Origin of the sequence: Sorangium sp. So ce117 (genome assembly GCF_051524395.1) — a bacterium.
GTDB lineage: Bacteria > Myxococcota_A > Polyangia > Polyangiales > Polyangiaceae > Sorangium > Sorangium cellulosum_B.
Genome location: NZ_CP150309.1, coordinates 10,339,101 through 10,350,715 on the forward strand (window position 1 = coordinate 10,339,101; position 11,615 = coordinate 10,350,715).

At 70.2% G+C, this 11,615-nt stretch carries 9 protein-coding genes and 1 pseudogene; 6 read left to right on the forward strand and 4 right to left on the reverse strand.

Annotation, left to right across the window (positions count from 1 at the left end; all coding sequences use genetic code 11):
• Positions 1 to 40: 40 nt before the first annotated feature.
• Positions 41 to 733, reverse strand: a complete 693-nt coding sequence (locus tag WMF46_RS38710) for a hypothetical protein (protein WP_437981815.1) — start codon at positions 731 to 733, stop codon at positions 41 to 43.
• 364 nt (positions 734 to 1,097) lie between these two features.
• Between WMF46_RS38710 and WMF46_RS38715 the strand changes: the two genes are divergently transcribed.
• Positions 1,098 to 1,835, forward strand: coding sequence for a metallophosphoesterase family protein (locus WMF46_RS38715; protein WP_012239864.1), 738 nt, complete (start codon positions 1,098 to 1,100; stop codon positions 1,833 to 1,835).
• A 170-nt stretch (positions 1,836 to 2,005) separates the two neighbouring features.
• Here WMF46_RS38715 and WMF46_RS38720 read toward each other — a convergent pair whose 3' ends face one another.
• Together WMF46_RS38720 and rpoZ are read right to left on the reverse strand one after the other, a co-directional pair.
• The gene (locus tag WMF46_RS38720) at positions 2,006 to 2,884 is read right to left on the reverse strand and encodes a class I SAM-dependent methyltransferase (protein ID WP_437981816.1); all 879 of its coding nucleotides are present in this window, start codon (positions 2,882 to 2,884) and stop codon (positions 2,006 to 2,008) included.
• Positions 2,885 to 3,001: 117 nt separating this feature from the next.
• On the reverse strand, positions 3,002 to 3,244 hold the full coding sequence (gene rpoZ, locus WMF46_RS38725; RefSeq protein WP_044966694.1) for a DNA-directed RNA polymerase subunit omega: 243 nt from the start codon (positions 3,242 to 3,244) through the stop codon (positions 3,002 to 3,004).
• 236 nt (positions 3,245 to 3,480) lie between these two features.
• Here rpoZ and pyrH point away from each other — a divergent pair, with 236 nt between their 5' ends.
• The 3 genes from pyrH to WMF46_RS38740 all read left to right on the forward strand — a co-directional run bounded on the left by pyrH (position 3,481) and on the right by WMF46_RS38740 (position 6,658).
• Entirely contained in the window at positions 3,481 to 4,242 is a 762-nt protein-coding gene (gene pyrH / locus WMF46_RS38730) for a UMP kinase (protein WP_080599110.1), read from the forward strand.
• A gap of 132 nt (positions 4,243 to 4,374) precedes the next feature.
• Positions 4,375 to 5,436, forward strand: coding sequence for a peptidylprolyl isomerase (locus WMF46_RS38735; RefSeq protein ID WP_437981817.1), 1,062 nt, complete (start codon positions 4,375 to 4,377; stop codon positions 5,434 to 5,436).
• A complete protein-coding gene (locus tag WMF46_RS38740; protein WP_437981818.1) occupies positions 5,423 to 6,658 on the forward strand; it encodes a KamA family radical SAM protein in 1,236 nt (411 codons plus the stop codon). The genes WMF46_RS38735 and WMF46_RS38740 overlap by 14 nt, the downstream gene beginning before the upstream one ends.
• 9 nt (positions 6,659 to 6,667) lie before the next feature.
• Here the strand turns inward: WMF46_RS38740 and WMF46_RS38745 are convergent, their stop codons facing one another.
• The gene (locus tag WMF46_RS38745) at positions 6,668 to 9,328 is read right to left on the reverse strand and encodes a protein kinase domain-containing protein (protein WP_437981819.1); all 2,661 of its coding nucleotides are present in this window, start codon (positions 9,326 to 9,328) and stop codon (positions 6,668 to 6,670) included.
• A 695-nt stretch (positions 9,329 to 10,023) separates the two neighbouring features.
• Between WMF46_RS38745 and WMF46_RS38750 the strand changes: the two are divergent.
• Positions 10,024 to 10,383: pseudogene (locus tag WMF46_RS38750) on the forward strand (carboxyl transferase domain-containing protein); the annotation flags it as partial.
• A gap of 331 nt (positions 10,384 to 10,714) precedes the next feature.
• Positions 10,715 to 11,251, forward strand: coding sequence for a hypothetical protein (locus tag WMF46_RS38755; RefSeq protein ID WP_437981820.1), 537 nt, complete (start codon positions 10,715 to 10,717; stop codon positions 11,249 to 11,251).
• Positions 11,252 to 11,615: the final 364 nt, after the last annotated feature.

Sequence of the window (11,615 nt, forward strand, 5' to 3'; positions counted from 1 at the left end):
CCGAGCGAGCGTGGGCGGACCGCGCGCCGCGATACCCGCGTCAGTCGCCGCTGCGCTCGTAGTCGCCCGGATCGAGCGCGGTGTCGGTCTCCTCGCCGGCCGCGAGCCGACGCGAACGGATCGCGTCCACGGCGATGTCGATCACCTCGAGCCGCGTCGAGGGGGCGTAGTACTCGTTTTCCGAGACCGACGGCAGCTCCGCGAGCCTGGCCGCGACCGCCTCGCGATCGTCGTCCTCCAGCTCCAGCGCCGCCGGATCGCCGCTCAGGGAGTCCTCTGCAAGGTCCAGCGCGGCGTCGGCCCGATCTCCGCGTGTGAGCGCCTCGCGCACGAAGAGGACGGGGCTGAACGCGAGGTAAACCGACCCGAACTGCACCTGCCAGTAGGTCGGATCTTCGCCATCCAGGCGCCACCACGACGCGTGCCGACGCCGGATCACCTCGCCGAAGTAAGCGCCCGCCATGTGCGCGATCATCGGCAAGGTCTCGACCCGCTCCGACGTCGCACCACGCGCCTGCTCGAGGTAGTGGTCGAGCACGGGCAAGGTCTCCGGCCGATAGTCAAGCCGTACGCCGAGGGCGCGCTCCACAAACCGCACGCACCCCTCGGCGAGATCCTCCACGGTGGACGGCGGCGGCGCGACAGGTTCGACAGCTGCAGCGGACAGCGCAGACTCGGCCGGCCGCTCCTCAGAAATCGGAGACGTCCCTGCACCGTTCTGTTTGGTATTCATGGGCTCCACGCTATTCTTCTCCGGTGCGGGTGGCCGCTCGTCAACGTGGTCGTGCTGGGAGCGCCTCGGCAAGCTCCGCAAGGACCGTGTCCGGCCCTCGATCTTCCTCTGCAGATCCCCGGGCGCAGCGGAAGCACGCTCCGTCGGAGCGGACAAAGCTGACGAGACCGACGGAACTTACGGAACTTACGGAACTGACGGACCCGATGGATCCGCCGGAGCCAATGGAACCGACGAGCCAGCCGACACAACGCCAGCGAGCCGACAAAGCTCGGTGCCGGTCCGACCGGCCCATCCGTGGATCCAGGTTTGAATTCCTAACGGAAGTCGAGGCCTTCGTGCTAAGCTCCGCCCTCGCGTCGAAATGAGACTCGGGATTTTCAGCGATACGCACGCCAACTACGAGGCGCTCAGCGCTGTGCTCGAGTCCTACCGCCACGAACGTATCGACGTTTACTACTGCCTCGGGGATACGGTCGGCTACGGCGGCTCGCCGAACGAGTGCGCCGATCTCGTCCGTAAGGTGGCCAAGAAGACGATCCTCGGCAACCACGACGCGGCCGTCGCGGGTCGGATGGATTACTCGTATTACTACGAGGCCGCCCGGCAAGCGCTCGACACCCACGCTGCGATGCTGTCCTCCGAGAACGCAGCCTGGCTCCGGAGCCTGACGTACCAGGAGAAGTTGACGGACATCAACGTCGACCTCTGCCATGGCTCGCCCGTCCGGCTCGAAGAGTTCGAGTACATCTTCGCCCCCGAGCAGGCGCGCGAATGCCTCCCGATGTGGAACGAGCTCGGTCACATCACGCTGATCGGCCACTCCCACCTCTGCAAGGTGTTCGCGCTCACGCCGAACAGCGTCGAGGAGCTCCCTGCGGTCGACTTCCAGCTTGAGCAGGGTCGCAAGTACATCGTGAGCGTCGGCTCGGTGGGACAGCCGCGGGACTACGACAACCGCGCGAGCTACACGGTCTACGACAGCGACACGAAGCGCTTCGAGTTCAAGCGCGTCGAGTACGATATCGAGACAGCGGCGGAGAAGGTGCTGCGCGCCAAACTTGAGCGCAACTTCGCCCACCGCCTCTACATCGGCGTCTGAGACTCCAGGCAACGGCGGCACTGGCGCACGCTCGGTGCGGCAGGACGATGGGGCACACGCGCGCTCGTGCACGGACACGTCCCGCATGGCCTGATGCCGACCGGGCGCCGCCACAGGGCGGCGCGAGGCTCAGCAGGCGCCGGGCGTTTGCGCGCCGGTGCCGCGCCCCTTCAGCGGCCCCCGTCATGTCCAGGGCGGCGAGCCTTGGCAGAACGGCGTGGCCGGCAATGATAGAGCAGCATGCTCGTCTGGTTGTCGGGCGGCTCCGCGGAGAAATCGCTGCGGAGCTCCGTGACCTCGAAGCCGTTGTAGTGGAGCAAGGCTTCGAGCTCCTGCGGGTAGAACTGACGATGGGCGAGCGGCGTCATCCAGCGCTCGCCGCCGTCGACGGGCGAGAACTCCATGGAGACGAACAGGATCTGCCGGACCTTGTCGTAGTCGAACCGCTCCGTGTACCGGACGAACTCGCCAGGGCCATCCTTTGTGGGGTACCGGAACCGCGGCGTGGCATAGGCGCGATCCGGATCTCGCGCGAGCTCTGCCGGCTCGGGCATGGAAACATCGAAGACGAGCTCGCCCTTCGGCGTCAGATGCTCGCGCGCTCGCGCGAGGAACCGCTCCACATCGACGCGCGTGTACAGGTGCAAGAAGGCGTTGAACGGGCAGATCACGAGCGGAAAGCGGCGCCCCAGCCGCAGCGCCCGCATGTCGCCCCGCCGGAGGCTCACGCGAGAGGAGACACCGCGCGGCTCGTGTCCAAGCTGCGCGCGCAGATCGCCGAGCATCGGCGCCGACAGGTCCACGCCGGTGATCTGGACCCCCGCCCTCGCGACAGGCAGCGTGATCCGCCCGTTACCGCAGCCGTACTCGAGCACCGGCCCCGCAGACGCGACGGCGAGGTCGACGTAGTAGCGGACGTCATCCTTACGGCGCGCGTACGTCTTCGCGTAGTACGCCGGATCCTCGTAGTGAGCCGACGTCCCTGCTTCGAGCTCCGGATCGCGACGCTGGCCGGAGCCCGAAACGCGCGCCGGCCGCCTCGTGGCCATCCCGCTCATGCGAGGCAACAGATCAAGCGCAGCGCTGGCACGGTGACAGGAGCGAGCTGCGGAACCGTGCCCCTACGGAGGCGCGCATCACCGGACGCGCGCCCTTCCGATGCGGCATCAGCGCTGGCCGCCAGCGTTCATCTGCTGGAGCCACTCGGATACGACCTCGTGGGAGCTCCGGTGGAAGTGCACCTTGCCTGCCGCGATCTCTCGGAGGCTGGTCACGGCAGGCTTGTTCTTCGTCTTCACGAGAGCGTCCGAGCCCTTCATGAGCTGCCGCGTCCGGTTGGCCGCGAGCACGACGAGAGCGAAACGGTTTTCCTCGCGCTCGAGGCAGTCTTCCACAGTCACACGCGCCATAGGGGGCCCGAGACTAGCTCCCCGCCCCGGCGAGCGCAAGGTGCATGCCGCCCCGGCGGGTCTTCCTGCGCTGTTGCCTCTATTTCCTCTGCTTCCTGTGCTGCCTCTGCTGCCTCTGCTTGATCTGGTTCTGCCTCCCGCTCTTCCTCCTTTGCGGCGCGCGCTGCCGCTTCGCCGGGGCGATGGTTCACGTTGTTCGTTGCCCTCCACGCAGGTCCCGGCTACGAGGTCGCACCGTGGCCGCTGACCAGGACTCTCTCCTTCCCCCTCCCCCTCGTCCGGCCCCCGGGCTGAAGTACCGCCGCATCGTGCTCAAGCTGAGCGGCGAGGCGCTCTGCGGCGAGGAAGGGGGGTTCGGCATTCGTCCCGAGACGCTCCACCACGTGGCCGGCGAGGTCGCCGAGCTCCAGCGGATGGGGGTGCAGATCGGGGTCGTCGTGGGCGGCGGCAACATCTTCCGCGGGCTGAAGGGCGCTAGCGCGGGGATGGACCGCTCCCAGAGCGACTACATGGGCATGCTCGCCACCGTCATCAACGCGCTCGCCCTCCAGGACGCGCTCGAGAAGACGGGCGTGCCGACGCGCGTGATGACCGCGATCGAGATCCGGCAGGTCGCCGAGCCGTACATCCGCCGCAGGGCGATGCGGCACCTGGAGAAGGGCAGCATCGTCATCTTCGCCGCGGGCACGGGCAACCCGTTCTTCTCGACCGATACGGCGGCGGCGCTGCGGGCCATGGAGATCCAGGCGCAGGCGCTGTTCAAGGCGACCAAGGTCGAAGGCATCTACGACCGCGATCCCGTGCGCCACGAAGGCGCGCAGATGTTCGCGCACCTGAGCTACGACCGCTTCCTCGCCGACAGGATCGGGGTCATGGACTCGACGGCGGTCACGCTCTGCCGCGAGAACAAGATGCCCATCCGGGTGTTCAAGCTCATGACCCGCGGCAACATCCTCCGCGTCTGCAGGGGCGAAGAGATCGGCACGATCGTCGACTGAGCGCGCGTTCGAGCGCTCAGCGCGCGCGACGACCCGAGGCGTCCGCCGACGCGCCAGCCCGAACGAGGCGCTGCGACCTCGAGACACGCGGAAACCGTGCTAGACCCCGAGCCAGCAATGACCCGAGCTCCGGTGCGCCGACCCCTGCTCGCCATCTCGCTCGTCGCGCTCGTCGCGGGCTGCGATGAGCCCGCCCTCCAGGTCCCCTCGGACGCGGGAGATCCGGTCTTCGGCCTCACGGCCGAGCAGTCGGCGCGCGTGCTCGCGAAGGTCGGGGACAGGGTGATCACGCTGGGCGACTTCGGCAGGACGCTGGAGCGAATGGACCAGTTCGATCGGCTCCGGTACCAGACGAAGGAGCGGCGCCGGGAGCTGCTCAGCGAGCTCATCGACGCGGAGCTGCTCGCGCTGGAAGCCCGGCGCCGAGGCCTCGACAAGGACCCCGCGGTCGAGGACACGATCCGGCAGATCCTCCGCGAGGCGATGATCGCCCGGGCGCGAAAGGGCCTGCCCGCGCCGGCCGACATCCCCGCGTCCGAGGTGCGCGCGTACTACGAGGCGAACGCCGACAAGTTCAGCGAGCCCGAGCGCAGGCGCGTCGCCGCCATCGTCGTCGGCGACCGAGCGCTCGGGGAGAAGGTCCTCAAGGAGGCGCAGAAGGCCGGGAGCAGCGGCGCGTGGGGTGAGCTCTTCCTCAAGCACTCGCTCACGGCGCCGAAGGACAAGAGCGCGGCCCCGCCGCTCGATCTCGCCGGAGAGCTCGGCATCGTTAGCCCGCCCGGCGATCCGCGCGGCGCCCACCCCCGCGTCCCAGAGCCGGTCCGCGCGGCCGCCTTTCGCATCGGCGGCGTGGGTGCGGTCGGCGAGGAGGTCGTCGAGGCCGACGGACGGTTCTTCATCGTCCGCCTGAACGGGCTCACCAGCGGGCACCGGCGCGAGTTCGCGGAGGCCGAACGCTCGATCCGGGTCGCGCTCCTCCAGCAAAAGATGCAGGACCAGGAGCGCGCCCTCGAGGACGAGCTGCGGAAGAAGTTCCCCGTCGAGATCAACGAGGCGGCGCTCTCCTCGGTCAAGCTGCCGGAGCAGCTCAGGGAGACCGGGAGCGCGGCGCAGCCCGATCCCGCGAAGCCCCGCACGCCACAGCCGGAGCAGTCCGGCGCTGTCGCGGCGCCGTCGAGCGATGCGGGCAAGTAGCGAGCTCGTCGCCGCCGCGCGGCTCGCCCGGCGACCCGGCGAGGAAGGCGCGAACGCCCGCGCCGTCGCGCTGCCGGAGCGACCGGGGCCGCTCGCCGCGAGCGAACAGCAGGGAGCGCGACCAGCCCGCGTGAAGACGCGGAAGAGCGACTGGACATGGCAGCTGCGTCACGCGCTCTCGAGCGCCGACGAGCTCCACCGGGCGCTGTCGCTGACGCCGGAGGAGCTCGCTGGCGCCAGGCGCGCCGAAAAGGCGGGGCTGCCCATCCGCGTCACCCCCTATTACCTGAGCCTCTGCGACAACGGCGATCCGGCGTGCCCGATCCGCCGGCAGTGCGTGCCGCTCGCCGACGAGGCCACCGAGGTGCCCGGCGATCTGGTCGACCCCCTCGGCGAGGTCGCGCACGAGGTCGCGCCCCACCTCGTGCAGCGGTACCCGGATCGCGCGCTGCTCCTCGCGACCGACCGCTGCGCCGTCTACTGCCGCTTCTGCACCCGATCACGCATGGTCGGCGACGGCGGCGGCGCGGTGGCGCTCGAGCGCCTCGCGCCGGCGATGGCGTACCTCGAGGCGCACCCGGAAGTGCGCGATGTCATCGTGAGCGGCGGCGATCCCCTCGCCGTCTCGACGGACCGCGTGGTGCGGCTCATCGCTCGGCTGCGGCAGATCCAGAGCGTGGAGACGATCCGGATCGCGACGCGCGTGCCGGTCACGCTGCCGCAGCGGATCACCGCAGAGCTCGTGCGCGCGCTCAAGCCGTACCACCCGCTCTGGGTGATGACGCACTTCAACCACCCGAAGGAGCTCACGCCCGCCGCCGAGCGCGCGTGCAAGCGCCTCGCGGATCACGGCTTCCCCGTCATGAACCAGACCGTGCTGCTGCGCGGCATCAACGACGACGCGACGACGCTGGCCACGCTCTTCCGGGGTCTCGTGCGCTGGCGGGTGCGCCCCTATTACCTGCTCCAGATGGACCCCGTGCGCGGCACGGCGCACCTGCGCACGCCGCTCGCGACCGGCGTCTCCCTCATGGAGCAGCTCCAGGGCCGGCTCACCGGCATCGCGCTGCCGAAGCTGATCGTGGATACGCCCGGCGGGATGGGCAAGGTGCCCATCGGGCCCGACTACGTCGTCGACCGTCGGCCGGGGCGCACCGTCCTCCGCACGCACCGCGGCGTCGAGGTCGAGTACGTCGACCCCCCGGCGGGGCCTGGCGGCTGAGCCGCCCGCTCAGCGACCCGGGCCCCGCGAGAGCGGCTTCGCGACCCGGAACGACAGGTTCAGCGCCCGTGCGATCCCGAAGAAGCGGGTGCGCGACGCGCTCCTGCACTGCTGCGAGTCCGCGGCCCAGCTCCCGGAGCGGGCGATGCGCCACGGCGGCGCGTCTCCGCCGGCGTCGGCGACCGATTCGAGCTCACCCGACGTCTCCGCCCACGATCTCTCGCCGTTCACGTCGGCGACCCACTCGCGCACGCCGCCCGCCATGTCGCGCACGCCGTAGGGCGAGGTGTCGATGGGAAAGGTCCCTACCGGCTCTGGCTGCGCCAGGAACGGCCGCGACGAGCGCATCAGACAGAACGTCGGGTCGAAGTGATCTCCCCACGGGTAGAACCGGCCGTCGGTCCCGCGCGCCGCCTTCTCCCACTCCAGCTCGGTGGGCAGCCGGATCTCGATCCCGTCGCGCTCGCTCCGGAAACGGCAGTAGGCCACGGCGTCGAACCAGTCGATGAGGATGACCGGCAGGTTCCAGAGGTGCCCCTCCTCCGCCGGGAACCGCTTCTGCGCGTCGCCCTCGACCACGCTGGGCAACGGCTCCCAGCCGCCGCTGCTGGCGGGCCGCGCGACGTAGCCCTCGGAGCCGCGCGTCCCGTGCGGCGCGCGCTTGAGGGCGAGATCGAGATCGCGCGCCTCGAGCTCGTTCAGGAACTCGCAATACTCGCGGAAGGTGACGGGGAACTTCGCGATCGCGACGTCGGGGACGTGGAGCTCGGCGCGGCGGAGCGGATCGTAGGCGTGCGCGTCGCCGCCGGCGATGAAGGTCCCCCCCGGGATGTACACGAACCCCTCGCCGATCTCCGCGTCGGTGTAGAGGTTCACCTCGACGCGGTGGTGGGTGCCCCGCTTGAGCAGCAGCGGGTAGCGCACGTCCCGGCAGCCGGCGCGCTTCAGGATGAAGAGGTAGCTGCCCGGTTTGAGGTGCACCTCGCGGAGCGGGGTGCGGCCGAGCGAGCGCTCGTCGCTCGCCACGAGGATGCGATCCTTCTCGACGTAACGGTACGCGACGACGCTCGCGCCGGGCGGCGACGAGTCGAACGAGAGGACCGAATCGGCGGTGAGCAGCGCGGCGTAGCGGCCCACGTCGAACTCCGCCACGAGCGCCTCGTGGTAGATGCGCGCCGCGTGCTGGTGCTCCTGGTCCGCCCGCACCGCGCGCGACCAGTAGAGGTCCGCGAGCCCGGCGCGCGCCTCGACCAGGTCCGGATCGTACGCCAGCGCCTTCGTATAGAGATCGATCGCCTCCGCCGCGGCGCGCGCCTGCTCGCGCTCGACCCCGGCGGCCCTGTCCTCGAGCTGCCACCCCGCCCGCTTGCGCTCGATCGCCTCGTACTCCTTCACGTCCTTGAGCAGCCGCCGCGCCTCCTCGACGAGCCGCTCGCGCTCGCCGTCGAGCCGCCGGTCACGCTCGAGCGGGGCCTTGGCGAGCTCACAGAGCTTGATGGCCTCCTCGCGGCGGCGCATCCGCTCCTTGGCGCCCTCGAGGAACGCCTCCGCCTCCGCCGCGACGCGGTCGGCGGTCGGCGGCCGCTGATCAGGATCCTTCGCGAGCATCGCCAGGCAGAGGTCCTCGAGCAGCAGCGGGCAGCTCGGCGCGATCGAGCGCGGCGGCCTGGGGTCGCGCGTCTGCGTCGCGAGGATCACGGCGAGGACGGTCTGCGCGTCGAACGGGTGCTCGCCGGTGAGGATCTCGTAGAGCACCACGCCGAGCGCAAAGATGTCCGCGCGGTGATCGATCCGCGCGTGGTCCCCTCGGATCTGCTCGGGCGCGATGTAGCCGGGCGTGCCCGAGAGCGCGCTCGCGAGCGCCTCGTGCCGCTTCCGGCCGAAGTCCTGCCCGCCCGGGTCGACGGAGATCGGCTCGCTCACCTCCGCCCTCGAGAGCAGCTTCGCGTTGCCCCAGTCGCCCAGGTAGACCTCGCCGTAGTCGCCGAGCAGCACGTTCTCCGGCTTGATGTCGCGGTGGGCGACGCCTCGCCGGTGCGCGTAGGCCAGCGCCCGGGAGATCTGCACGAACGCGCCGATGAGCCGGACGAGCGGCCATTGCCTGCGGAGCTCGGGGTTCGTCAGCACGTTCTGCAGGCTCTGCCGCTTGACGACCCGCATGGAGTAGTACGGCTGGCCGTTCGGCAGCGTGCCGAGGTCGTAGACCGGGATGATGTTCGGGTGCTCGAGCTGGGCCGTGATCCGCGCCTCGGTCCGGAAGCGGTTGCCTACCGCGGAGTCCTCCTCGGCCCCCGGCTTCAAGGTCTTCAGCGCGACCACGCGCCCGATCTCCCGATCGCGCGCCTTCACCACCTTCCCGGCGCCCCCGGCCCCGAGCGCCTCGCCCACCTCGTACCGGGTCCCGCCGGAGTTCACGGCGCGCGTGGCGGAGGTCGCGAGCGTCGGGAAATCGGCCCCGACGTCCTCTCCAGGCAGGTCGATCTCCCGCTGCGTGTCGAAGCGCAGCGCGTCCACGTCCTCGCTCTGCGGCGAGAGGGCGCGCGCGACGGGCGGGCTGCGGCCCTCCTGCGCGAGCAGCTCCGGCAGCGCCGCCAGCTGCTCGGGCGTCAGGATCCCCTCGAAGAGCTCCTGGGGCGTCGACGCGCCGCCGAGGGTCCATCGGCAAGCCATATCCCAAAGGGCGTTGGGCTCGATGAGCCCTCGCGCCACGGCGGCGACGGCCAGGGCACGAGCCTCACGAGTCTGAGCGAGCTTCACTCGAGCGACCTCTCGTCCGAAACGATCTCACTCCGCGACGCGAGGCGGAAGGCCACGCTGAGGCCGTCGAGCGCAAGGCGCCGCGAGCCAGGAGCGCGTGGCGCTCCCGCGAACGATCGAGGGCTGCCGGTGACGCTGTTCCGTGCGCATCTCACGAGGCGCCGCACGTCAGTTGCCGTGGCAGGCGACCGCTCTGCTGCCACGCCGGCCCGAGCTGCCCCGTTCGAAGTCGCGGCGCGGCGGGTGCGCAGCGGCGATGGCGGCCCCCGCGTCCCGGTCTTCAGATGGTCTACGTATCGGGAATTCCTGCATTTACCATCGGCAGCTGAGGGCCGCTCAGCGTACGAGGTGTCCCCTCGCCCGCGCAAGAGAGTAGGGCGGAGCCGCTCGAGGACTGCGGTCATTTTTCGTCGCAGGTCCCGCGCGCCTCGCACGTCCCCAGGTCTCCACGTCGCGCGCGTTTCGCATGTTTCGCATGTTTCGCACGGTTCCGCCGGCCTCGCTCCCTTGTCGTACAGGCTGAAAGGGGTCGTCGCCCTGCCATGGCCTCGCGCGGTCGCGCGCGGCAGGATCTCGATCCCTCCGGGGGGGCATGGTGGGGCGCCGGGGTCGACGACGGCCGCCGCCTCGAGATCCACGAGCGCTTTGCGCAGAACATCGTGGTCGAGCTCGCCCGGATCGGGGACGCGCCCATCGGGGTGGTCGCGAACCAGCCCCAGGTGCTCGCCGGCTGCCTCGACATCAAGGCGGCGCGCTTCGTCCGCTCCTGCGACTGCTTCATTATCCTGCTCGTCACGTTCGACGTGCCCGGCTTCCTCCCGGGGCTCGACCAGGAATAGGGCGGGATCATCGCTCATGGAGCGAAGCTCCTCTATGCGTTCGCCGGAGCCACCGTGCCCGAGGCGACGGTGATCACCCGCAAGGCCTGCGGCGGCGCTTACGACGCCATGGCCTCCAAGCACATCAAACATCCCGCTTTAGCAGAATTTTGCGGCAGCTGGGGGCCCGCGAGAGCCGTGCTCTGGGAGAGATCAGCGAGCAAACCGCTTAGAGCGCCACGGCAGGTGGGTGCTGGGGCGAGCGACGCCGTTGCGCGGCCGATCCCGAGCGTGTAGAAACGACTTGCGTGGCTGTTTCTCTTTGAACTCCACGCGCGATGCTTCTCTCTGACCGACGATCTGCACAGGTGCACCCGGGGGCCGGTCGCAGGAAACGGGTGGTTTGGCAGGCATGCCGAGCGTTGGGGGGGCGCCGAGTACACGAATGAAGGGTCGGTTGGGTTCTGTGGAGGTATTGAGCATGAAATCTTGGGTATTCGCTGCGGTTTTGATTTCCGGCTGCGCCCTCGTGGCCTGCGGTGACGACGGCACCACGTCGTCGGGCTCCAGCACCACCACCAGCAGCAGCGGGAGCAGCAGCTCTGGCGGCGGTGGTGGCGGCGGCGGCAATGGCGGCAACGGCGGCAACGGCGGCAGCGGCGGCGCCGGCGGAGAAGGAGGCGCGAGCGCCACGAGCACTTCCTCGACGGGTACCCCGACCTGTGATGACACGGAGGACACGTGCGGCCGCGACACGAATGATGGCTGCTACAAGTGCGCCGTCGATGGGCCGTGCAAAGAGGTCCACACGGGCTGCGCGGACAGCGACGATTGTATTGACCTGGTGGTGTGTATCGCTGAGTGCGCCGACAAGGAAGACCCGGCCACATGCATCGAGACGTGCCGCACGGACAACGCGGCCGGGGTCGCGGCCTACGACGCCCTCCTCACGTGCACTGTTTGCGAGGAGTGCGCCAAGAGCTGCGATGCCGCCGGAGAGCCGGTATGTGGCCTGTGAGCTTCTGACAACAGCAGCGCATCTCCGAAGGGGGCGCCAGATGGCCGCCCCCTTCGGCCTTTATGCGGGCCGAGCCGCGGCGGACGGCTCGCCCGCGGCAGCCGTCGCGGCTTGACAGCCGGCGCAGGGCGGCGCAGGGCCGACACCGGCGGCTCCGGAGCAGCATGGAAGCGGCGGCGTGCCAGCGGGGGCGAGGGAACGGGGCGGTTCGGGTCCCGAGCGATGGCGGGGAGCGCCTCCTGAGGGACGTCGCCCCAGCTCGCGCGCCCTCGCTGCCGTGCGGGCGCCTCGACCCGGCGCTCACGGCCAGGGCCTTCGCCCAGCGGCAGGCGCCGCCGGTCCGCGGGCCAGGCGGCAGGCGCCG

Coding starts and splice junctions, on each gene's coding strand:
- WMF46_RS38740 (WP_437981818.1), top strand. CDS start 5,423: ATGCGGGCAAGTAGCGAGCTCGTCGCCGCCGCGCGGCTCGCCCGGCGA.
- WMF46_RS38755 (WP_437981820.1), top strand. CDS start 10,715: ATGAAATCTTGGGTATTCGCTGCGGTTTTGATTTCCGGCTGCGCCCTC.
- WMF46_RS38720 (WP_437981816.1), bottom strand. CDS start 2,884: ATGGCCACGAGGCGGCCGGCGCGCGTTTCGGGCTCCGGCCAGCGTCGC.
- WMF46_RS38710 (WP_437981815.1), bottom strand. CDS start 733: ATGAATACCAAACAGAACGGTGCAGGGACGTCTCCGATTTCTGAGGAG.
- WMF46_RS38745 (WP_437981819.1), bottom strand. CDS start 9,328: ATGGCTTGCCGATGGACCCTCGGCGGCGCGTCGACGCCCCAGGAGCTC.
- rpoZ (WP_044966694.1), bottom strand. CDS start 3,244: ATGGCGCGTGTGACTGTGGAAGACTGCCTCGAGCGCGAGGAAAACCGT.
- WMF46_RS38715 (WP_012239864.1), top strand. CDS start 1,098: ATGAGACTCGGGATTTTCAGCGATACGCACGCCAACTACGAGGCGCTC.